At 39.7% G+C, this 21,019-nt stretch carries 24 protein-coding genes; 12 read left to right on the forward strand and 12 right to left on the reverse strand.

Annotated elements, in window-relative coordinates; all coding sequences use genetic code 11:
- Complete coding sequence (locus tag FD725_RS31540) at positions 1 to 1,359, forward strand: AAA-like domain-containing protein (protein ID WP_179052113.1); 1,359 nt, start codon at positions 1 to 3, stop codon at positions 1,357 to 1,359.
- Positions 1,360 to 1,562: 203 nt separating this feature from the next.
- Complete coding sequence (locus tag FD725_RS31545) at positions 1,563 to 3,632, forward strand: AAA-like domain-containing protein (RefSeq protein ID WP_179052114.1); 2,070 nt, start codon at positions 1,563 to 1,565, stop codon at positions 3,630 to 3,632.
- Positions 3,633 to 3,760: 128 nt separating this feature from the next.
- Here the strand turns inward: FD725_RS31545 and FD725_RS33240 are convergent, their stop codons facing one another.
- Positions 3,761 to 4,360 carry a phosphatase PAP2 family protein gene (locus FD725_RS33240; protein WP_372726752.1) on the reverse strand — a complete coding sequence of 200 codons (600 nt, stop codon included), beginning with the start codon at positions 4,358 to 4,360 and terminating at the stop codon, positions 3,761 to 3,763.
- Between the two features lie 453 nt (positions 4,361 to 4,813).
- On the opposite strand from FD725_RS33240, the gene FD725_RS31555 reads away from it, so the two are divergent.
- The 4 genes from FD725_RS31555 to FD725_RS31570 all read left to right on the forward strand — a co-directional run bounded on the left by FD725_RS31555 (position 4,814) and on the right by FD725_RS31570 (position 7,079).
- Complete coding sequence (locus tag FD725_RS31555) at positions 4,814 to 5,578, forward strand: ParA family protein (RefSeq protein ID WP_179052116.1); 765 nt, start codon at positions 4,814 to 4,816, stop codon at positions 5,576 to 5,578.
- Complete coding sequence (locus tag FD725_RS31560; RefSeq protein WP_179052117.1) at positions 5,571 to 5,969, forward strand: hypothetical protein; 399 nt, start codon at positions 5,571 to 5,573, stop codon at positions 5,967 to 5,969. Before FD725_RS31555 ends, FD725_RS31560 begins: the two co-directional genes overlap by 8 nt.
- A 76-nt stretch (positions 5,970 to 6,045) precedes the next feature.
- Positions 6,046 to 6,540 carry a DUF4365 domain-containing protein gene (locus FD725_RS31565; protein WP_179052118.1) on the forward strand — a complete coding sequence of 165 codons (495 nt, stop codon included), beginning with the start codon at positions 6,046 to 6,048 and terminating at the stop codon, positions 6,538 to 6,540.
- Positions 6,537 to 7,079, forward strand: a complete 543-nt coding sequence (locus tag FD725_RS31570; protein ID WP_179052119.1) for a hypothetical protein — start codon at positions 6,537 to 6,539, stop codon at positions 7,077 to 7,079. The genes FD725_RS31565 and FD725_RS31570 overlap by 4 nt, the downstream gene beginning before the upstream one ends.
- A gap of 30 nt (positions 7,080 to 7,109) precedes the next feature.
- Here FD725_RS31570 and FD725_RS31575 read toward each other — a convergent pair whose 3' ends face one another.
- Positions 7,110 to 8,102 carry a tyrosine-type recombinase/integrase gene (locus FD725_RS31575; RefSeq protein WP_179052120.1) on the reverse strand — a complete coding sequence of 331 codons (993 nt, stop codon included), beginning with the start codon at positions 8,100 to 8,102 and terminating at the stop codon, positions 7,110 to 7,112.
- A gap of 642 nt (positions 8,103 to 8,744) precedes the next feature.
- Between FD725_RS31575 and FD725_RS31580 the strand changes: the two genes are divergently transcribed.
- From FD725_RS31580 to FD725_RS31590, 3 genes are read left to right on the forward strand one after another with little or no spacing between them, the layout of a single operon-like run.
- Positions 8,745 to 8,975 carry a type II toxin-antitoxin system VapB family antitoxin gene (locus FD725_RS31580; protein ID WP_179052121.1) on the forward strand — a complete coding sequence of 77 codons (231 nt, stop codon included), beginning with the start codon at positions 8,745 to 8,747 and terminating at the stop codon, positions 8,973 to 8,975.
- Positions 8,972 to 9,400, forward strand: coding sequence for a type II toxin-antitoxin system VapC family toxin (locus FD725_RS31585; RefSeq protein ID WP_179052122.1), 429 nt, complete (start codon positions 8,972 to 8,974; stop codon positions 9,398 to 9,400). The genes FD725_RS31580 and FD725_RS31585 overlap by 4 nt, the downstream gene beginning before the upstream one ends.
- 3 nt (positions 9,401 to 9,403) lie before the next feature.
- Positions 9,404 to 9,598: a hypothetical protein gene (locus FD725_RS31590; RefSeq protein ID WP_179052123.1), complete on the forward strand. Its 195-nt coding sequence runs from the start codon at positions 9,404 to 9,406 to the stop codon at positions 9,596 to 9,598.
- A gap of 304 nt (positions 9,599 to 9,902) precedes the next feature.
- On the opposite strand, the gene FD725_RS31595 is transcribed toward FD725_RS31590, so the two are convergent.
- From FD725_RS31595 to FD725_RS31635, 9 genes are all read right to left on the reverse strand, one after another.
- Entirely contained in the window at positions 9,903 to 11,327 is a 1,425-nt protein-coding gene (locus FD725_RS31595; protein WP_179052124.1) for a hypothetical protein, read from the reverse strand.
- Positions 11,315 to 11,572, reverse strand: a complete 258-nt coding sequence (locus FD725_RS31600) for a hypothetical protein (protein ID WP_179052125.1) — start codon at positions 11,570 to 11,572, stop codon at positions 11,315 to 11,317. The genes FD725_RS31595 and FD725_RS31600 overlap by 13 nt, the downstream gene beginning before the upstream one ends.
- Entirely contained in the window at positions 11,556 to 12,128 is a 573-nt protein-coding gene (locus tag FD725_RS31605) for a hypothetical protein (RefSeq protein ID WP_179052126.1), read from the reverse strand. Before FD725_RS31605 ends, FD725_RS31600 begins: the two co-directional genes overlap by 17 nt.
- Positions 12,129 to 12,269: 141 nt before the next feature.
- On the reverse strand, positions 12,270 to 12,956 hold the full coding sequence (locus tag FD725_RS31610) for a hypothetical protein (protein WP_179052127.1): 687 nt from the start codon (positions 12,954 to 12,956) through the stop codon (positions 12,270 to 12,272).
- A 167-nt stretch (positions 12,957 to 13,123) separates the two neighbouring features.
- On the reverse strand, positions 13,124 to 13,369 hold the full coding sequence (locus FD725_RS31615; RefSeq protein ID WP_179052128.1) for a hypothetical protein: 246 nt from the start codon (positions 13,367 to 13,369) through the stop codon (positions 13,124 to 13,126).
- Positions 13,370 to 13,543: 174 nt separating this feature from the next.
- On the reverse strand, positions 13,544 to 14,398 hold the full coding sequence (locus tag FD725_RS31620) for a hypothetical protein (protein WP_179052129.1): 855 nt from the start codon (positions 14,396 to 14,398) through the stop codon (positions 13,544 to 13,546).
- A gap of 15 nt (positions 14,399 to 14,413) precedes the next feature.
- A complete protein-coding gene (locus FD725_RS31625; RefSeq protein WP_179052130.1) occupies positions 14,414 to 14,842 on the reverse strand; it encodes a hypothetical protein in 429 nt (142 codons plus the stop codon).
- 167 nt (positions 14,843 to 15,009) lie between these two features.
- Positions 15,010 to 15,231, reverse strand: coding sequence for a hypothetical protein (locus tag FD725_RS31630; protein ID WP_179052077.1), 222 nt, complete (start codon positions 15,229 to 15,231; stop codon positions 15,010 to 15,012).
- A gap of 27 nt (positions 15,232 to 15,258) precedes the next feature.
- Positions 15,259 to 15,513 (reverse strand): hypothetical protein, encoded by a 255-nt coding sequence (locus FD725_RS31635; RefSeq protein ID WP_256872055.1) that lies wholly within the window; start codon positions 15,511 to 15,513, stop codon positions 15,259 to 15,261.
- A gap of 305 nt (positions 15,514 to 15,818) precedes the next feature.
- On the opposite strand from FD725_RS31635, the gene FD725_RS31640 reads away from it, so the two are divergent.
- The 3 genes from FD725_RS31640 (at position 15,819) to FD725_RS31650 (ending at position 20,230) form a co-directional block, all read left to right on the forward strand.
- Positions 15,819 to 15,989 carry a hypothetical protein gene (locus FD725_RS31640; protein WP_179052131.1) on the forward strand — a complete coding sequence of 57 codons (171 nt, stop codon included), beginning with the start codon at positions 15,819 to 15,821 and terminating at the stop codon, positions 15,987 to 15,989.
- 624 nt (positions 15,990 to 16,613) lie between these two features.
- Positions 16,614 to 19,073, forward strand: a complete 2,460-nt coding sequence (locus FD725_RS31645; RefSeq protein ID WP_256872056.1) for a VapE domain-containing protein — start codon at positions 16,614 to 16,616, stop codon at positions 19,071 to 19,073.
- A gap of 279 nt (positions 19,074 to 19,352) precedes the next feature.
- Positions 19,353 to 20,230 (forward strand): IS630 family transposase gene (locus FD725_RS31650; RefSeq protein ID WP_256872052.1). Its coding sequence is split into 2 segments (ribosomal slippage): positions 19,353 to 19,682 and positions 19,685 to 20,230, totalling 876 coding nucleotides; the frame shifts between segments, so codons are not numbered across the junction.
- Between the two features lie 464 nt (positions 20,231 to 20,694).
- Here FD725_RS31650 and FD725_RS31655 read toward each other — a convergent pair.
- Positions 20,695 to 20,886: a tetratricopeptide repeat protein gene (locus tag FD725_RS31655; protein ID WP_179052132.1), complete on the reverse strand. Its 192-nt coding sequence runs from the start codon at positions 20,884 to 20,886 to the stop codon at positions 20,695 to 20,697.
- Positions 20,887 to 21,019 lie beyond the last annotated feature (133 nt).

The raw sequence follows: 21,019 nt of genomic DNA on the forward strand, positions 1-21,019 counted from the left end.
ATGAACCACAACATAGATGAATTAATCATATTTGCTCAGGATATTGTATACCAAGATACGAAACACGAGTTGAATAAACTTGAGTTGGCTGTTCTACGGGGGGCTTTACAAGAAAAGACGTATGAGGATATGGCTCAAGAATTGCATAATGCTAAAAGCACTCTGCAAAACGATGTTGGCCCTAAATTATGGAAAAAATTTGAAAAGGCATTTAAAGAAGAAGTTAGTAAGAGTAATATTGGGCAAAAGCTAGAACGGGCATTGGGTAACCAAAAACCACTACAACCATCTTGGGATCTGAAAAACTTAGATTTTCCAAATGGGCCAGTTCCCTTGACTTCTTCTTTTTATGTAGAACGCTACCGCTATATAGAGGGCGACTCTTTTGAATCTATGTGCTACCACGAGATCGCGAAGCCTGGATCGCTAATTCGCATCAAAGCGCCAAAAGAGATGGGCAAAACATCACTGCTGGATAGGATTGTCGATCGCGCGGATAAGCAGCAATATCAAAAAGTTCGTATAAACTTGGCGGAAGTAGAAGAAGCGACGTTTAGCAACCTGAAAAACTTTTTAAGTTGGTTCTGTTATTGTGTCAGTATACAGCTACAGATGTCAGAACAGGTAAACAATTCTAGGAAAGAGGCGTTGATTGACACTCCGACTGACTGTAAAATTTACTTCCAAGAGCATTTTTTAAAGCCCATAAACAGTCCTATAGTTTTAGCTCTTGATGAAGTGGATAGGATTTTCAATTACCCTCAAGTTTCTAATGAATTTTTTAAAATGTTGCGAGTCTGGCATGAGGAGACTAATAATAAACCTATTTGGCGAAATCTGCGATTGGTGGTGGTGCATTCTACCGAAGATTATGGGCCACTAAATATTAATGAATCACCTTTTAATGTTGGCAAGCCAGTGGAGTTAACTGAGTTTACCCCAGAACAGGTTTTAGATTTGGCATTGCGGCATAAACTCGATTGGAACAATGACTCAGTAAAGGTTCTCATGGCAATGGTGGGAGGACACCCCTATTTAGTGAGATTGGCGTTTTATCACCTTGCTCAACCAGGGGGGAATTTAGAACATTTCTTGCAAAATGCTCCTACTAATGACGGAATTTATAGAAATCATTTATTCCGTTACCTGAATATTCTGGAAAAAAACAAAGAGCTAGGTGCAGCGTTTAAACAAGTTGTTACCGCAACTAAAGCAGTGGAATTGGGTAGAAAGCAAAGGTATAAATTATATAGTATGGGGCTAACAAATAGACTAGATAATCCGTTGATGCCCCGCTGCGAGTTATACAGAATGTATTTTCGAGAGCAGATGGGGAATAAAAAATCCCTTTTTTTCTAGTACTATCAAAAATTATTACTTAACTTATCCCTCTTCTGTCACTCTCCGAAAACAAAAATCGAAGGCAACTTTTAAAACTCTGACTCGGATTAGGTTTGTGGCTTTATTTTCTAATATGACGGATACAATCATTGCTTTAAACTAAAACTATTATCTGGTAAGGGTTACATCTTTTTATCTACGGAAAGTGACAGAAGAGGGTTATGTCAGATTACAGCTATTACAAAGTGGGAGGGAGTTTAAGTTACGATGATTCCTCCTATGTAAAGCGGCAAGCAGATGAAAAACTCTATCAATGGTTGAAAGAGGGAAATGTTTGTTATGTGTTCAACTGCCGACAGATGGGGAAGTCTAGCTTGCGTGTACAAACAATGAACAGGTTGGGGAAAGAAGGCATAAGGTGTGCCTCAATTGATATGTCAATCATAGATAAACATCCTAATAATTTTTATAAAGATATAGTTAATAATTTGGTGGATGGGTTTGATCTTTGGGACTCGCCTACTTGGTCTGTCTGGCATCAGCAGCATCAGGGAGAATGGCGAATGCAGGATTTGATTCCGTTTGTCGAAAAGGTGTTGATGGTGACCAGAGCGCAAAAAACTATCATTTTTATTGACGAAATTGATAGCTTAGTCAACGTAAAATTTAAAAACGAATTTTTGAATTTTATTCGTGCTTGCAATAATAAACGTGCAGATAATCCAGAATACCAGCATATAACATTTTGTCTGCTTGGAGTTGTAACTCCTTCAGATTTAACAGATAGAAATGGTACACCATTTAACATTGGTAGATCCATTGAACTAACTGGGTTTAAGTTTGAGGAAGCTAGAGAATCATTAACTAGAGGATTGGTTCACAAGGTAGACAACCCCGAAAAGGTTTTAAAAGAAGTGTTGCATTGGACTGATGGACAACCGTTTCTCACTCAAAAGTTATGTAACCTAATTTTTGAAAATGCCAAAGATCGCAAACCAAATATCAAAGATTTAGTTCAAGAGTACATCATTAATGATTGGGAGATCCAAGATGACCCTGAGCATCTGAGAACGATTAAAAATCGTCTTCTTGATGATAATCAAACCGCCTATAAGCTATTAAAATTATATAATAAAATCCTGGATAATGGTGAGATTGATGCTTCTGACAATAGTGAGCAGATGAAATTACGTTTATCAGGGTTGGTAGTAAAACAACAACAAAAAATTAGGGTATATAACCCCATATATAAAGAGGTTTTTAGCAAAGAATGGGTTAACAATAAATTCCGCACAGAACTAGGTTTTTTGAGTTTTTTAAAGAGCAATTGCACCAAGTATACTGTCTTGATTCCTGTAGCAATACTGTTAGCAATAATTAGTGCTATATCACTGATTATCTCTTATAATATTATAGAAAGTGAAGCTTGGGATGCCAGCTTTAATCCAAATAATTTAGGAGTTATAATTGAATTTTTCCGCACTTGTATATTGTTATTAATTGCACTGATTATAATTGGAAATTTATTTAATAAAGAAGCTGAAAATTATATTGATTCTGTAATTTTTACTGACAGACGTAGACTTACATTAATCATCGGAACTCTAATTTTAATAATTATAGTTATTCAACATTTTTACATCGGACCTACTGAATTATGTAAAGAACATAATTTAAGTGAAAATAAATATTTTCACGAGTGTTTACTCCCCTATATATGGTATTTACCTTGCTCTCTTATTAACTACCTTTGTATAGGCATTCCATTAGGTAGTTTATACATTCATGTTGCTATAGAAGATTGTAGAGAATTAAGAGAAAAACGCCTAAGTCATAATAATTTTATTAATAAAAATAAATCAGAAGTAACCAATATAGAACAATACTTACATAAAGCACAAGAACAAGTACGTATATTGTACAAGCATTTTTATAATCAAACTAAACGTCATATAAATGTGGTTGCAATGATGATTTTTATTGTTAGTCTTGACGTGCTATTTTTAAATGGTACTTTATCAAAAAGTGGTTATATTTGGGTACGATTTTTTTATATGTTTTGGTTTGTCGCCCCTATACTTATAACAGTTTATTTTACATTATCTGAATACGAAAAAATTGTAGAAACAACAATTAACTTTTTTTTAGATTACGGCATTGATGAGACTCTAATTATTGAAACCAAATATAAGAGCTTTAATTTGCTGAATGAAATTATAATATCAAATATTTTCCTGCGTATAGTTATCGTAGTTTTACCTATTTTATATCATTTTTTCTACAAAAAATAGAAGAATTTTCAACTGCACAAAATAATTAAAAGAAAAGTTACAAAATATGAATTAGGAAACTAAAGGAGAATACAGAATAATAAGTATTGTGGGTCGCTACAGATACGAATATTTAATTCATCCCATATTCAGGGCAATTTTTTAGAGAAATGACATGAAATGCGGAAGCTGATAATCGCCAACAGAACTCCGCTAATTACATCAGGAATATAATGTTGTTTAATTAACAATGTAGATAAAATAATTAACAATACAAAAATCCCTATTATCCATTTGAACTTTGGTAAAACTTGAACCCAGTAGAAAAAAGATAGAATGGATAGGGCATTATGTAGACTAGGAAAGCAATTATAAGGGTGATCTTTTGAGTAAATATATAATACTAATTTAGAAAAAACATCTATATTTGTAATTTCAGGACGTAGGATATATGTTTGATAAAAAAAGTAAGTTAGATAGGCTATTAATAGACAAAAAATAAACGCAATAGATATACTTCGATAAAGATTAGTAAAACCAACAAAATATATTAAAGTAATTATTAAAAACGGAATATACAGAATATAAGGGATACTAAAAATTGGAACAAATGGAATAGTGTCATCGATTGCAAACTTAATAATATGAGCATTCTCGCCCCTTTGATTAAGTATAGGATATATAAGAAACATAGCTATTAATATAAATCCACAAGTGATTTTATTAATCATTGGTTTATTGTAAATCATAGTCCTTACAAAATTAGATTTTTTGACAAGAATCTGTGATGAGCGGAGAAATACTGGTTCAATACATACGTGTACCAAACTGCCTAATCTTCTATAAAGTTATTGAGAGGTTGAGCCGAGATTTGTGCTCAAACGGAAATAGCGCCTTAAAACCAAAGCTATGTCAGAGTTTGAGAACTTCGTGACTCCTTATAGGACTTAGAGGTGTCAGTTCTCACTCGTTCCAAAGGAGTGGGCTAACAAAAATGTATAAGGCGGGTGTGCCGCTCGCTGCCAACACTGCAAAAGCGATCTTCGCACCTAATAGGGTAGCTCTAGCTATTATCGCGCAAGAAGGGGAAACAACTCAAGATATCTAGACTTCTAGGTATCTTTTTATATTGATATCTAAATATCTAGACAGTTAGAGTTAATATCTGTATGCTCTGGTATATCGAATTGGGGGTTTAACCCATGCGAACCTGCTCATCCATCTCCCTTTCCGGTGGACAGGGAAAAACAACCACGATCTTCTTTACCTCACTGCTGCTAGCACGACTTGGCTTACGAGTGTTGACTATCGACGCAGATCCACAAGCAAATCTGACTTTTTATTTAAATCACGAGGTAGACCCAAACCAGCCCAGTTTATTTGAAGTGCTAACTGGGCAAGTGACAACAGAAGATGGTATTTACCCTACCACCCATGAAAATCTATTTCTGATCCCAGCGGATAGGGGACTGTTTAAGGTTTCAGATTTCCTCAGTAGCAGTGGTACGGGAGCATTTATCCTCAAACTACGCCTGAAATCTGTAGCCAATATCTTTGATTATGTCCTGATTGACGTGCAACCATCGCGCTCCCAACTGTGCCTAACAGCGGTGGGAACGTCTGATTATGTCATCATCCCCGTCGAAGCCAACGTTAAGGGAACCAACAGCTTAATTGATACCCTGAGCTTCTTAACAGAACAAGCCAACTTAATGGCATTTACAGGGAGAGTATTAGGGATAGTTCCTTTTCGCGATCGCTGGGTAGGAAATACCCAAACCCTAGAAGGCAGGCAAAATATTGAAGCGATGCGAGAGTTTGCTCAAGACATCCCAATTTTGCCGAGCATCCGCGAGTCTGAGAAGTTTAAGAGTGCAATCCGACAAGGCAAGTTGTTGTCAGACCTGGGGCAATCCGACCTGCAATATCCGTTTGAGCAAATTATTGAGGCGTTAACTCATGAGTGATGCACTAGAGCGATTGAAACAGCGAAGCCGTCCTTCTGTCAAAAGTCGAGATACTTCGTTATATTCTGGAAGTCCAGATACCTCGATATCTAGAAACCAAGAACATCAGATACCTGAAAATACCGAAAATCAGGCTACTGTATCTAAACAGCCGTTGCAAACAAAGCAGAGTACGCTGCGGTTGGAGCAGGGAGTAAGCTCACGCCTACAAGAGGTGTGTCGGGAGAACGGCATTTGTCGAGAGGTTCTGATTGAAGCCATGTTTGAGTTTTGTGAGGCAAATCCAGAATTTCTCAGTACAGTGTTATCTGAAGCGATAACGAAGAATGAGTACAGGCAACAAGTAGCAAATATGCGACGGGCGAAGTCGATGATGCAAAAGTTCTCTTAGCGCATTCTTTTCAAAGCAGGGACATGAATAACAATCGATGCTGTTGGCATTAGCTTGATTTGTAATTTGTAATTTAATGGATATCAACCAACAAAAAGAACAATTTAGCATCACCTATATTAGAGCCATCGCCGCCGTTGCAGGTTATTCTTTATATAGACCAGAAGTTGATAACGACAGCGTAGATTTAGGCATAGTTAGCAGAGGCGGTACAGGTAAAATCCTTTCCCCTAGACTAGAACTACAACTAAAATGTACAGCTAGAGATATTCTTGAGGAAAACTATATTAAATATCCCCTCAATCTCAAAAATTATAATGATTTAAAAATCAATGCCCTTGTCCCTCGAATTTTAGTAGTCGTTTTAGTTCCAGAAAAGATAACAGACTGGTTAAAGCAAACCGAAGATGAACTTTGTATTAGACATTGTGGTTACTGGGTATCTTTGCGCGAAATGCCAGACACCGAAAATCTAACCAATGTTACTATTGAAATACCCCGTAGTAATCAGTTGACACCCCTATCACTCCAATCCATCATTCAACGCATTAGTTTTGGAGATTTACCATGAAAGTTACTATCAAAGATAGTGAAATACTCAAAACTGTTAACCCCAATGTAATACAGGCACATTTGCAAGCAACAGGCTGGCATGAAACCGGACGTATATATAATAATGCCGGGGCAATTTGGCGACTGAAAAAAGATGCCGTTCCTGAATATGAAATCCTGCTACCTCTCCAACATGAATTAGGAGATTATGCCGAAAGAATCAGCGATATCTTAAAAACATTGGAGACAGTAGAAAATCGTGACCAAGTTGATATATTAAGCGAATTTATTACCAATTATCCCAACTTCACCATGCAAGGTGTAGTCATGCAAATTGCCACTCCACTAATTGATAAATTGAGTGGAGAAATTACTTTACTAGGTGAAGTTTTTGATAAATTACGAGAAATCAAAACAGAACTTGCAGGTCATGATTATATCTTAGCCATTAAAGCCTATCAGGAACGTTTACCAATTCACTGCACAGGTGATTTAGTAAAAGTTGACAATCATTTTATCCTGAAAAATCCCCATAATTTTCAAATTGACAATATCTAAATCCGGCGGGTCAAGATTTTGAGCTTTTTTCTAGATAAGTTCTGATATTGAGTCGCTCATCTGCTTTTGCAAGCGCTGGCGGTTATCATCATATTTCAAAACCGTCTGCACTTGGGCGTGCCTGCTGAAGCGCTGGGTAGCACGGTAGTTGCCATTATTCAGATCCAATACTGTAGTAATCGCACTGTGGCGAACACGATGCGGTGACATCTTCTTAGTAATTCCGGCTTGCTTGCATAGCCCATCCACCAGTCGCCTGATTGCCTCCCCGGTTAATCTCGCTCCATTTTTGTGATAGGCCAGCACGGTGAAAAGCGGTTCATTGCTACGTTTCTTTTTACTGGCTTTTATCCAACTGGCGATTGCGTCGGTGGTTCTGTCCGATAAATCAAGAACTTCCTTCTGGCTACCCTTGCCTTTACCCAGGATGAAGAGAGTTTTTTCCTTGGCGTTAAAGTCAAGCACATTCAAATTGACTATCTCATTCCGGCGCAAGGCATTATCCCAGAGTAACCGCAGTAGTGCATAATCGCGCTTACCCTTTAGGGTGTTCTGATCAACCAGCGCTATGACTTGGGCATAGTCCTCGGCTGGAATACCCATTGTGTCACGGTAGGTTTCGACCTTCTCACCTTTGACATCATCCAGGGAGAAATTGCAGACTCCCAGCCGTCGCCCCATCTCAACCATTGACTTGATAGCACTAAGGCGACGATTCACCGTAGCTTCAGCCAGTTTTTTCTTAATCAGGTGCGCCTTGTACTTGAGAACCACAGCGACGGCATGACGCTGTTCTAGGTGAAGGAATTCCAAAACCAAATCCCGGCTGGGTTCTTTCTTAGCAACGAAATTGAAAAAATCTTTCAGGTCTTTTTGGTATTCGCGCTTAGTGTTGGGCGATCGCTTATCCCCAATCAGCTGCTGAATCACATCGGGGTCATTCTCTAAAGAAAAATCTTCTCCGATCGCCAACGCCAGCGAGTTTTCTAGAACACTAAGGTTTTCAGGGTGGATCGGTGTCATTGGTTAGTCAGCAGCACAGGGGCAGTGTCAGTTTAATGCTATTTCAACATCTTAGTTGTTACGAGCGTGTTTATTACTGCCAGTGGTGCGAAAAGAGGCATTGTCGCACTATGTGTTAAAGCTGACAGAGATGGGGTTGGGGGAGTAATTGTCAGATGATTGACAGTTAGGTCGGGCGATGAAGCGAGATTTTGTTCTATGACTGTGTAAGGGCTGACTCATAAGTACGTGATCTGACGGTCAACGAACACCACTATCCATCTAGAGGGTTTATGGTGTAAGAGCGCGTGTTGAACAGAGGTAGGGATGAAAATTGTTGATAGCAATATTGCTATCGGTATTGTCTATACTTCTTCTATACTCCGGTAGATAAATCGTGGCAAGAGAGCGAGTGATATCAGCAGTGCTTCATTGTCTCTAATCAACGCGAGAGAGAAATCCTCTACTCCTATATCAAACAAGGGTTTTAGTCATGTTCTATCATACTACAAGCTCAGATTTTGTACTACTTGTCCCTCATGACACGCTTGCTAGATTTACCCCGTAAAATTAAATTAGGATTTATTTCTACAAGTATGCAATCAGCTTAACAAAATCATTCAGATTGCATAAATTTGATTTAACACAACCGAGGACAAAGCGATGACCATTATCACAATAGATGATGAACTAATTAATGAAATTATCGCAGTCACTCACTATGAAAATCCACAGGAAGCGGTCATTAAAATATTATCCAATTACTTGCAGCAACAAAAAAAAGAACTGCCTTTATTTGAGCGACTACGTTTTATAGACGATGAATCTGCCGAAGATGATATTGCATCATTGTTTGAACGTGATAGAGACACAGGCAGGAATTTTGAACTATGACTTATCTAATAGACACCTGTGTAATGTCTGAGTTTGTTAAAAAAGCTCCCAACCCCCAAGTTAGTCAATGGTTTAATCAGCAACCGATTGAAAAACTATTTTTAAGTATTATTACCATCGCTGAAATAAAAAAAGGGATTTATAAAATCCAAGACTCACAACCTGAACGATATCAAAAACTTAAAATATGGCTGCAAAAAGTAGAAATTGAATTTTCTTCTCATGTTTTACCAATCAACGATGATATTTTAGATAATTGGGCGAAATTTTCTGCAAATGCCGAATTGAAAGGTAAAAAATTAGCCGTAATGGATAGTTTGATTGCCGCAACAGCACATCATCATAAATTAACTTTAGTTACCCGCAATGTTGATGATTTTAAACTGACACCAGTTAAAATTATGAATCCTTACAGTCTTGAGTGAATTATGACCACCCAACCCGAAGCCGAACTAGAAGAATCCTTAATCGCCCAACTGCAAGGCATGAAATATGCAAGGGTTAAGATTAAAGACCAAGCGGCAATGTTAGCAAACTTCAAACAACAGCTAGAAATCCATAACGGTAACATCACCCTAACCAAACCAGAATTTGAACTCATCCTCAACCACAGTTTTTTGTAATTAGTGTCATAAATATTAAAATGGATTTTTCCCGTCCCAATCCCAATTAAAATGCTTAAACCGTTTGGGATTCTGAGCGGTGTAACGAACACTGTTTGGTGATGTCTATCCAGTCCCCAAGCTCTTTACTGAACCTCTTGGCAATCGCTACAAAGGATTTGAGTTAAAGATACAGTAGTTACAGATAAATTATCGGTAACTAGGATGAGTAAACTGTAGAGTAACCGATGAACCAGGCACAGCAGTCCGCCCCAGACACTCCGCTTACCACCCGTTCTCCCCCACTTTCTTTAGGCGATTTACATTAATCTTCAAAATTGATTGGTTTACCGTTGAAGTGCTGGTAAATGCGTTCAGGGTGCATCCAGTTTGGCAGTGTCCTTTCTTCATCTTCTAAGTTATTGCCGTTCTCATCAACTAGACCATAACGGACAACTACCCTAGATAGTGGTGTTTCACCATTAGCCGAGAATTTCTCTAATAGAATCGTGCCTGATTTCCGTGCGGCTGCCGTTCCTTCTGGGAATGATTCATTGGTGGCATTATGGGTAATTCCTAACAAGTATTCCTTGGCTTTGCGGGTGTCGGTGAGGGACATTTTGAAGAAAGCGATCGCCGTATCACCACAAAGTGATTTTAAGTTGGTAAATTCATCTACTATCACCTGCTGCTTTTTGGTGGGTTTCTGCTTAATCCGTTGCAGCCATCTATCACAGCAATCTTCAAAAGCTGTGCTGATTTCATCCTCTGATTCGGCTTTGCTAGTGGCTTCTAGTAATTGCCATACATCGGCATTGTCACCTGTGGCGTGACGGTCGATTAATTGATGAATTGGGGCATCAAGGCAGTATTTTCTGATGAGGGCTATTGCTCCGGCTGTATATGTCTTGCCTGACCCTTGATTACCTATGAGCCACAATGGTTTGAGTGAATTAATAATTTTCCACAGATAACCATCCTCATGATTTTTCAGGGCATTGATGAGGGTATCTTTTAGCTGTTCACTGGGGGAATGGGTACTGGAAGAGTGTTCATCCTGGGGAGTGCTAGACAACTTACTCAGCTTTTTATTTGTTTCCGCTACGTGTAACTTATTGTCAACAATAACCTTGTCCATCTCTGATATCTGCAACTCATGGTTTTTGAGTGATAACTCACCCTGTAATTGACCATTGATGTGGTCTAATTGCATTTCACCTGGGGATTTCATAGCTTCTATGGTTTCAGCAGTTTGTCGGGCGATGGCTTGCTTGGTTATCTCAGATTGCTGTTGTTTACTAAACTGGGTTAGGTCAATGTGATTGCTAACAATAATGTCATTCTCCAGTGCTTTGATTTTGAGCAGGGCAAATTGGCTATGAATCGCTTTCTCTTGCTTGTCAGTAAGTGATCTACTGGTAGCATAAGCAGCGAGTAGGGCAATACTCCCACCAATCCCAAATAGGTAAGCGGTGCTGTCTTCTGGTGGTAAAACTCTCAGCACTCGGATATTAATATCAAATAGTTGATTGCGTCGCTCATTATCAATGATGTGAGCAATTCCCCGCCGCACACTTGACCCTCTGCAATCCGAATTGACCCTACAAAATAAAACCTCACTATGCTTAATTGAATCAGTAAATAATGGCACAGTTGCGGCTAGTCCACCAATTAACAATGCACCTACTAATAAAGTAGATGCTTTACGCTCACGTCTGAGATTTTCGTTGAATTGTTCTATCTCTTGCATTGTGCTTTTACCCAAAACAATAGATAAATGCCAGCGATTAAATAAAGCCAATATCCTTGGAGGAATAATGTGGTTTTCGTGATGAAACTGTTTAACGCTCCAAGATTATCAGGAGTAATCAACCAATTCACCAGTGCATCAATGTTGAAAACAAAGTCAATAAACCCAGTAGCTAAATAGTTGAGTGTGACAATCGTAGCTAAGGAGCTAATTAAGATTCCCCAAATATTATTTATCCTGTACATTTGGATTACCCAGAGATTTAAAATAAATAACTACTGCTATGAAAATTAAAGCAATCAATAGTGATATATTCATGCTGGGTAACTGCCAAGTTAATCCATTGTTAGCTCTAATTTCTTTATAAGTTTCAGCGATTACGTCATGGGTAAGTATTACTTCTTTAGTAATTCTGCTAGTCCCAGAAAATGACACAGCGCCACCAATAAACAGTTTGGCAATTCCTATTAATGGCTTTTCTCCAAAGCCTATTCGCCAGTTTTCACTTGATGCTTCAAAGTTGAAACCATCTCCTATATGAATTAGTCCAGGTATTAAAGCTACGCAAGCAGCAAACACCTGAATAATCACCAGTGTTACTCTCAGTTCAAACAGCAACCATGACAGACTACATGACCCTACCTGACAAGCTAGAAAGAGTATACCGCTATCAATTCTTTTTCTCGCTGTGATATCTTCATACAATCGATTTTCGATATGTTGTAAGTACCTCAAAGTATCTTCATTGGGGGAAGATTCTTGATTGTCTAGCAGTTCTTCTAGCTGGTCATTAGGGTACATAGGTGAAATTTGGGGAATGGAGAATGTAGATTGCAGATTGGAGATTGGGATTAAAAACAAATCTGCACTCTTAGTCAATCGACAATCGGCAATCGGCAATCTGCAATCGTTTTGACGTTTCTGGGGGAATTTTTTTATTTTTTAGAAGCCTAAAGCTGTACGCAATTGCAGTATTTTGGCTTTCAATCCTGATGTCTGGTAGTTTTTCTCAGGGATGAGGTCATAACGAGCGCGTTCTCCTTTATTCAATCCCTCGTTTAATTCCCTCATTTCGTGCGCTTCATCTGCTGCTATTTGCTTTAATTCTGGTCTATGGGATTGTTCAAGTAATGAGGTTTGTTGGTCTATACCTGCTAAGTGAGCATCGAGATAGCCTTTGATTTGGGTGTAGTTCATCTGGTATTGATGACGTTGGTTTTCACTCGTTTTAGATGCAACAAATTCGGCTGCTAGTTCACTTCGTTGGTGTCCATATTTGGAGTTGGCTAAAGTGGCTTGCATGACGGATTTATCAATGGCGATCGCTGACTTGCCAGCCTGTACTAAAATATCCGCAGTGGCTTTGTTGTATGCTTCCGAGCCGTTAATAATCTCGATGTAGGCTTGTGCAAGTCTGGGAGCTAATTCGGTGCTTAGTCTGCCTTGTCTTGCTAGTTCCCCAATTTTTTGGGCAGATGCTATATCTCCTGCTAAAGCTTTGTCAAAGTCTGCCAAATCAACACTGAATTTTGTTTTGAGTACAGAACCAATTCGACGGGCTTTTGGTGCTACGTGGTTTTTTAATTTGGCTTTGGTGGTAGTGGTTGTGTCAGTTAGTTTTTTAGTCATGATTTTTGGTTGGTCAACTGATTGTAGGTTGCAGATTGCAGATTGGAGATTGACCCCATTAATAAATTAAGGGGCTTGGGATTGATAGATTTTAGATTTATTGATGATTTTAGAAGGTAGATTGTAGATTATCCCCATTAATAAATTAAGGGGCTTTATTTTTCAATCTACAATCTTAAATCTCCAATCTTCTCGGTAAATCCTTCTAACGCAAATATATTTATTGGCTCTCCTTGGGGATTACGTAATTCTGATTGCAATTCGATTAATGCCTGCTGTGCATCTCCCAAAGTTAAATCCGGGCTATACTCTACTAGCTTGAACTGAGGATGATTTTTAATCTTTTCAATCAGTGTTAATGATTGATTGATTAGTTTTGATAGTTCTTTGGTTTGTGTCATCTGTTGAACCATTGGGGAATCTCCCAGTAAATATTAGGGTCGTGAAATTCTCGATACTCTAGCTGCTGGACTCGATGCCTGTTTAGTCGGTAGTTATCGAAGGCTACAAGAGCCAGTAATAAGGATGAAATCAACAAAATGGTGTAGCCTAATTTCTGAGGATTAAAGGCAATTATCAAGCTTCTATCAGCCTGTTTTACTAGGTGGGAGTGCAAAGGCTTTGAGTGCTGTTGTGACTTGGCTTTTAAAGCGTCCTGTCCCTCTTTTGATGTCGTTGTTTATCTCCCGTAGTCCATCATTCAATAGTTGGGAGTTTTCATGATCCAATCGCGTTACAGTCTCCCTAACACCTTGTACCATGTTGGTTATCTTTTGCTTTATAACCTGCGCTTTATGTTGTACAAATGCTGTAATTGCTGACTCTATTTCTGATATTTCATAATCAGAATTAACACTGGCATAATCAAAGTTTTCAGCAATCGCTGTGACTTCCTCAATAGATAAAGTAATCCCCATATCATTTGCAGTGCTGGCAACTAATTCTGATTTCTCTTGAAGGGCGATGGTGGTGGGTTCTGGGTCATCATTATTGAATTGGGTTAATGTTTCCAGTTGTGTCTGTGCAGGTGCGTCAATGTGTCCATTTTCATCGCTTACACATATAGATATTTCTGGTTCCTCAGTGCTAGTGTCATCTTCTGTAGTTGGCAACTGAGTTACATCATTTACATTGCTATCTACTGTTGCTAATTCTTCACCAGTGGTTACTGTTTCTGCTTCTTCTGATTGGGGGATTAATGCGATTACCTCTGGTTCTTCCTCAGTGGTAGCAGTGATGTCTATTTCCAGTTCTTCACTAATAACATTTAGCTTGGTGGCGTTATTCATGAAGTGTTCAACTATAGCTGATATTTCCTCATCTGTTGGGTTATTTGTGTCTTTAACCAATTCTTTGTAAATTGGTCTAATTTCACCCAATGAAACTTTTACCCCTTGTCTAGATAGTCTTGATTGAATGCGTTTAGCAATTGTAGTAACCATGTATTTTTTCCAAAATTAGCTAACTTTAGCGAGTGAGTTGTTTTGTGTTTTTGACTTGTAAATTAGTGCAAGCGCACAAATAGGGATGAGAACTGGTTTGTTATAAAAAGCTTTACTCTTGTAGCCTCCACAGCTTTTAAACCATCTGGATATCGTTGATTGATTTGGATGAATGTTTAGCTGCTCCAGAAGTTTTATAAACTGTTCGCCAGTTATTCCTTCACCAATACTTGGTTCTATTTGTTTCGAGATTTGGGCTTTTACTTTGTGGTATTGGCTAAAGTACCTGGGGGATGTTTTCTTTAGTGCAATAAACAGTTCAAATCCTGACTTGGTTAGTGGTAATTCACAGGTAATCATTGACTTTCTGACTCTCCACCAGTGAGAATCACACACTCTCTCACCTATCAATGTTTCGTAAATTACGCGCTCCTGGTTTTCCATAGTTTTTATGCAATATGCACAAGTTGAATTTTGCATTTATGCAGTATATGAATTACGCATCTCGTGTATTTGAATTGCACATCTCGCGTATTTGAATTACATATTCTGCATTTGGGGAGTGCAATTAAATGCACGGTAAGCAAATATGCGGTATCTGTATTGCAACTTTAAAGGTGTTTACGACTTCCATTGCTTGCTGTTAGGTTGTTGTGGTTATGCGGACGAATTGCATAACTCTCTGCTGGCACACTGCTATCGGCTTGAAAAATTAGCTTTTCTACTGCTGCGGATAATGCTTGGGTTGGCACGTCTTGAGGCAGTCCAAACATTTTGCACAATTCTTCCACTGCTAAGTAGGAAATGGTGATGCGCCGAGAGTCATATTTCATGGGTTTACGCTTTTACACAAATTTCAGTTAATAGCTTTTATCGGACGGCATTGATGAATTAGGGACGATTTCAAACTGTGAAACGATGGTTTCGTGGTGGCGAATGTTGCGGTTGCGGACTACTGAGTATGCTGCTGGCATCATGATGGAAAAATCACCATAAACTGCCTTGCCATACCCAGCACCGGGGTCTTTACCTGCAATCAGGGCATCTAGCCCAGAATTGGCAAGCAAGTTGGCTTGAACGAGCCAATTTTTGTCATTGGTGTATGTGGTTGTCATGGTTCTGATGGTTAGTAAAAGTCCTAATTTCTCTGGCTTTGGAGAATTTAAAGGCTAAATCGCCTTAAATCCACACATCCAGTTTTTGGTAAGCCTAAAAGTCACTTTCTGGCTTCTGTTGCCTTTGTTGGGTGGCTGTTTTTGGCTGTTAGAAGTATTATAACATCTAAATAGATGTGATTAGATGCAAAATAGCAGCGAAATAAAATTAAAATAGATGTATGTAACATCAATAGCGCAGCAGTTTATAATTTATAGGAATCACAGCGTATGATTTAGGAGGCAATTTGAAGCGGAAATGATTCATGACCAAGCGTTTTAGTGTAACGCTATCTGATACAGTATTTGAGCAGCTTGAAGCACTAGCTGACAACCAAGGGCGAACTACTGCCAATCTAGCGGCATATCTTATAGAAGTAGGAGTCCGCAATATGAAGCTAGATCCGCTACCAACTGAGAAAGGGAAAAACGAATAACCAACTCAACACAATTGTTGGATTATCAGTCAACAAGAGGAAGAAGCGGTTAATAATGCGAAAACCAGCTGCACTCAAATTGAATTTAATTCTCGGTAGTGTAGGCTGTACAGTTCCTCAGATCCTTGAACAATGCTCAACTTTTATTGAGCAATTTCAAGCAAAAATCAGATTTTCTTAGGTATAAGACTGACAGAAGTTCTGTAAAATCAAGCAATAAAGCAAATAAAGCTTGTAATGGAGGTAAATACACAACACCACCAAAACTAAAAAGACAAAGTGTTACTAAGCAGTGAACACTTTGCCAGATGGTAAAAATTAAAGATTTAAATATCTGCGAGCGGGGTTTATCTCTACACGACCAAAGAAGTGGAACTAAGTTGGAAGCTAATGACCACTGATTGGCAAAAGAGATTGTTCCGCGCTGCTTACTCATATTATATGACTTGCTGTGAAAATTTCTAGATTTTCATTGGGAAATTTTGGGATTTAAATTTATCAATTTTTTTGATAGCCCCAAAAGAAAGCCTAAACAAGCAAAACAGTAAATCGCATAGATAGACGAGAGTGCAGCGCGATAACCCCCTCCAATACTCAAACAACAAGTATTCAGGGGAAAAATCTGTGATTATCAACAACAATGCGCTTCAACCAATTGAACTTAAAGGTCACTATGAGATAGCATCTCACCCAACTAAAGACAAGCCAGTAGAAGTTACCAAAACAAACCCATGCCCTCACTGCGGCAAACCAGACTGGTGTTACTCAATCGGTGAACTAACAGTCTGTAACCGAGATGCTGAACCCGCTACCGGCTGGGAAAGAACATCTAAAACCGACCGCAACGGCAAACCATACTACGCACCAGCCACAGCCAAAAAATCGCCCCGTCCTCAAGGTAGGGAAGAGTACATTTACACCGACATAGCAGGTAATCCCTTAATCAAAGTTATTGTCATCCGTCCAGGCAAAACCAAAGATAAGGATGTCTTTCAGGAATATTGGGACGGAACACGTTGGGTCAAAGCCAAAGACTTTTCACCAGAACAAAAACGCTCCCACCAACAACAAATCACCATCTATCGTTACGCCGAAGTCAAGCAAGCGATCGCCTCTGGTAAACCAGTATTTGTGGTAGAGGGTGAACGCCTAGCCGATAGCCTCTGGACAAGAGGCATAGCAGCCACCACTAACATCGGCGGTGCTGGCAAGTATCGCTCCTACGGCAACTACCAAAGTGCTTTAGAAGGTGCTAACCTAGTTCTTTGTCCCGACCGTGATGAGCCAGGGCTAAAGCACATGGAAGATATTAACTCTGACTTCCCAGATGCCAAGTGGTTGTATGCCCCACCCAGTGATTTTTACTGGACACACTTACCCAAACATGGGGGATTAGATATTCAAGATTGGATAGACTCAGGAGCGACAACCGAAGACATCCTACAAGCCATCGAGGATAGACGAGTTGTAGTAGATACGCTGAATAAAACCCTCTCCCTGGAGGCTGACCGGGATAGGCCAACCGAGAGTAAACTGGAGCAAAAATTGAATGCTATTCGCGCCGTCTGGGGAGGTCGCCTACGCTGGAATATCCTCAAAAAGCAAGTTGAGTTAGACGGGCGAAAACTACCACTTGACCGCATTGATTTAAAAGTGGCAATTCATATTCATATCGATATCAGCAAGGAACAAGCTAAAAGCGTTGTCTTAGAACTAGCTCTAGCTAACCCATACAACCCAGTAGTTGAGTATTTAGAATCAGTAGTCCAGCTTCATCCCAACGTAGATGTCAATTTCTTAGATAAATTAGCCGAACGTTACTTCGGCACTACAGACCCCCTACACGCCGCCCTGATGAAACGGACTTTAATCGCCGCTGTCGCCAGGGCATTTGAGCCAGGATGTAAACACGATGAAATTACCATCCTCCAAGGTAAGCAGAAATCCCTCAAATCCACATTCTGGGAAATTTTAGCCGGGGAAGATTTTTTCACCGATGACCTCAACGGCACAGAGAAAGACGAGATTTTAAAAATTAGCCAGTATTGGATTTTAGAATATGCCGAGTTTGAGAACTCCTACAAGAAAAAGGATGTTTCCCAACTCAAGGCATTTCTGTCCAGAAAGAAAGACTCAATGCGTCGCCCCTATGGTACTGATATTGAAGATTTCCCCCGTCCATCCATCCTGGTGGGAACTACCAATTTAGATGAATTTCTCTATGACCCCACGGGTGAACGTCGCTTTTGGGTAATTAAGGTTTTACTCAAGAAAATACCCATTGACCTACTCCAGCAAGAACGGGATTTAATTTGGGCAGCTGCGGTCGCTGCTTACCGCAATGGTGAGCAATGGCGACTGACCGACACAGAAGATGAATGGTTAGATGCAGCCAATAAACAATACCAAAGCACCGACACATGGGAAGAGGTGGTAATGGCTTGGGCTGAGTTGCACAAGGAAGTATCTGTAGGCGAAATCCTCAGTGATGTTCTCAAGATTGAATTAGCCAAGCAGAGTAAAGCCGAACAGAACCGTGTCGCTGCCATCTTGCGTTCTCACGGCTGGACAAGAGACGATCGCAAACGGGTAAACGGTCGGTTAATTCGTCCCTGGCTTCGACCCCAACAAGAGGTGGAACAGCAGGTGGAACGGGGGGTGGAACAGCAGGTGGAACAGCAAGAAATCCTTGCTACACCTGACTTAGAGCCAGAGTGTTCCACCTGTTCCACCAATTCCCCCCAAACTTTTCCAAATTTTGATAGCACTAATGAAACGCAAAAAGGAATATTGCTTGAAACAGGAGTGCCAGAAGTAACGCCACTAGAAATAGAACCGCTAGAAAAAAATCAAAAAAGTTTAGAGGGGCAGGGGGTGGAACAAGTTGTAGATGAGCCTCAAACCCAATTACCACAGGCAATAGAAGAGTGTTCCACCTCCCGTTCCACCCCCTGTTCCACCTCAGTTTCTGTCCCCGAATTATCTTTTGAGCAGAAAGTTATTGCCAACGTGGAACTGATTAGAGAGTGCATTGCGGATCAATCCTGGGACATGATTGAGGAAATTAGCATCAGTCTGGACTAAGGAATTTAAAGCTGCTGTCTGGAAACAGTTAACCGCAGAAGAACGCCAGGCTATCAAGCAACTCAAGCCACAATTCGATACCTGATGTCAACATCAGAAATTCTGTGGTTGTGCGATCGCTTGCTGTTGTAATTCTGAGTCGTAGATTTGACAACGGTAAGTGTAGTCATAGCTGGCAGCTAACCCGTCTGAGGAGGAGATGGCACAGCATCTATAGCTATAGCCATCAAGATTAGGACGTAGACTATAAGAGTTCTCAAGTGTATCTACCCAATTTCAATGGCAAAGGCGTATAGTGAAGATTTTCGACGAAAAGTCATGCAAGCGATTGAATTAGACGGTCTCAAGAAGTGCGAGGCAAGCCAGCTGTTTAATATCAGTCGCAACACGATAAACTTGTGGTTGCAGCGCAAAGCCGAAACGGGTGATGTCAAACCCAAAGTCAGGAAAGCATCGCAGCAGAATGGCAAAATCAGTGATTGGGAGAAGTTTGGCACTTTTGTCAAAGAACATGGGGATAAAACCCAAAGCGAAATGGCACAGTTATGGGATGGAGAAATTAGCCAACGCACGATTTCCAGAGCGTTACTAAAAATAGGACATTCGCGTAAAAAAAAACATACGGATATAGTCAACGAGACGAAGCCAAACGAGTGGCATTTTTAGCACAACTGGAAAACCCAAAAGCATCGCACCTAGTATATGTTGATGAGTCTGGGATGGATGAACGCGACAACTACGGCTACGGATATTCCAAAGTTGGGGAACGGTTTTATGACCTCAAATCTGGTCGTAGGCAGGGCCGCATTAATATGATTGCTGGGTATCGGCAGGGAAAACTAATTGCACCATTTACCATCGAGGGGGCTTGTAACCGTGCCGTATTTGAGACGTGGTTAGAAACTTGTTTGATTCCAGTATTGCATCCGGGTGAGTGGGTAATTATAGATAATGCAACGTTTCATCGTGGCGGTCGGATTGCTCAATTAATTGAAGCGGCAGGATGTCAGTTAATCTATCTACCGCCCTACTCACCCGACCTCAATCGGATTGAAAAATGTTGGGCAACTTTGAAAACCAGGGTACGCAAGCTATTATCTAAATCTGATAGTCTACGTGATGCAATGGAAACTGTTCTCAAGCAAGCCGCGTCCTAACTGAAATGGCTACGGCTATAAATCCAAGAAAACATGATCACAGGATAGAGAATTTATGAGAATAGAGATTTTTGCCGAAAAAAGATGACTAGCGTGCAAAAGGTCAATAAAAACCCCACAAAATCTGTGGGGAAATCAGAACCAAAAGAATAGAACAAATGTACTATATAGGAGGTTCTGAAAGCAAGCTTTTGTGCCTAATATGTTTTTTCTCAGGGTAGTTTTACTGAAACGTTACTCAAATCTCTTGGGCTAACGGGGCTACAGGTTTAAGCAATGTGGTTTTGCTGATTTCTTAATTGCAACTTGAAAGGTAGGCTCTAAAAGACTTTTGGGAGCTTCGGTTGTGCATCGCTGTTGCGAGGGGTTGGCTCGTTTCTATGTCCATTTCTCATAGCTGCACTTGAGGTTGATTACACTTTTTATTTCTTTGCAATTTGCTACACTAAACAGTTGATTAACATTTACTTAGTTCCAAGGTATTTGTAAGCAGTATCCTTACGCTCCGAAAAATATGCCTTCCACTCAGGAATATCAATTTCTAAAGCCTGTTGGAAGAACTCAATCGACTGTTGATAATTTCCAAGGGAGTAGTAAACATTTCCCAAATGACCTAAGAGACGTGCTTGTTTCTTACAAGGCTTTCTTAAAACCACCCAATTCTATAGTTAATTTCATCATTATTACTTGATAGGCATTGATTAAAATCTATGTTAACGTGAGTTCGATGGGTTGAAAAAGGCAAAAAGCTCGCTATGTATGGATTTGCCAAAAAGGGAATCCTCCAGG

The organism is Nostoc sp. TCL26-01, from assembly GCF_013393945.1.
Taxonomy (GTDB): domain Bacteria; phylum Cyanobacteriota; class Cyanobacteriia; order Cyanobacteriales; family Nostocaceae; genus Trichormus.

Excerpts from the sequence above, each read along its gene's own strand:
- FD725_RS31595 (WP_179052124.1), bottom strand. The coding sequence starts at position 11,327 with ATGCAAGAGATAGAACAATTCAACGAAAATCTCAGACGTGAGCGTAAA.
- FD725_RS31640 (WP_179052131.1), top strand. The coding sequence starts at position 15,819 with ATGACCAAGCGTTTTAGTGTAACGCTATCTGATACAGTATTTGAGCAG.
- FD725_RS31630 (WP_179052077.1), bottom strand. The coding sequence starts at position 15,231 with ATGAAATATGACTCTCGGCGCATCACCATTTCCTACTTAGCAGTGGAA.
- FD725_RS31570 (WP_179052119.1), top strand. The coding sequence starts at position 6,537 with ATGAAAGTTACTATCAAAGATAGTGAAATACTCAAAACTGTTAACCCC.
- FD725_RS31610 (WP_179052127.1), bottom strand. The coding sequence starts at position 12,956 with ATGACTAAAAAACTAACTGACACAACCACTACCACCAAAGCCAAATTA.
- FD725_RS31585 (WP_179052122.1), top strand. The coding sequence starts at position 8,972 with ATGACTTATCTAATAGACACCTGTGTAATGTCTGAGTTTGTTAAAAAA.
- FD725_RS31590 (WP_179052123.1), top strand. The coding sequence starts at position 9,404 with ATGACCACCCAACCCGAAGCCGAACTAGAAGAATCCTTAATCGCCCAA.
- FD725_RS31575 (WP_179052120.1), bottom strand. The coding sequence starts at position 8,102 with ATGACACCGATCCACCCTGAAAACCTTAGTGTTCTAGAAAACTCGCTG.
- FD725_RS31560 (WP_179052117.1), top strand. The coding sequence starts at position 5,571 with ATGAGTGATGCACTAGAGCGATTGAAACAGCGAAGCCGTCCTTCTGTC.
- FD725_RS31620 (WP_179052129.1), bottom strand. The coding sequence starts at position 14,398 with ATGGTTACTACAATTGCTAAACGCATTCAATCAAGACTATCTAGACAA.
- FD725_RS31615 (WP_179052128.1), bottom strand. The coding sequence starts at position 13,369 with ATGGTTCAACAGATGACACAAACCAAAGAACTATCAAAACTAATCAAT.
- FD725_RS31605 (WP_179052126.1), bottom strand. The coding sequence starts at position 12,128 with ATGTACCCTAATGACCAGCTAGAAGAACTGCTAGACAATCAAGAATCT.
- FD725_RS31545 (WP_179052114.1), top strand. The coding sequence starts at position 1,563 with ATGTCAGATTACAGCTATTACAAAGTGGGAGGGAGTTTAAGTTACGAT.
- FD725_RS31580 (WP_179052121.1), top strand. The coding sequence starts at position 8,745 with ATGACCATTATCACAATAGATGATGAACTAATTAATGAAATTATCGCA.
- FD725_RS31625 (WP_179052130.1), bottom strand. The coding sequence starts at position 14,842 with ATGGAAAACCAGGAGCGCGTAATTTACGAAACATTGATAGGTGAGAGA.
- FD725_RS31565 (WP_179052118.1), top strand. The coding sequence starts at position 6,046 with ATGGATATCAACCAACAAAAAGAACAATTTAGCATCACCTATATTAGA.
- FD725_RS31600 (WP_179052125.1), bottom strand. The coding sequence starts at position 11,572 with ATGTACAGGATAAATAATATTTGGGGAATCTTAATTAGCTCCTTAGCT.
- FD725_RS31540 (WP_179052113.1), top strand. The coding sequence starts at position 1 with ATGAACCACAACATAGATGAATTAATCATATTTGCTCAGGATATTGTA.
- FD725_RS31555 (WP_179052116.1), top strand. The coding sequence starts at position 4,814 with ATGCGAACCTGCTCATCCATCTCCCTTTCCGGTGGACAGGGAAAAACA.
- FD725_RS33240 (WP_372726752.1), bottom strand. The coding sequence starts at position 4,360 with ATGATTTACAATAAACCAATGATTAATAAAATCACTTGTGGATTTATA.
- FD725_RS31635 (WP_256872055.1), bottom strand. The coding sequence starts at position 15,513 with ATGACAACCACATACACCAATGACAAAAATTGGCTCGTTCAAGCCAAC.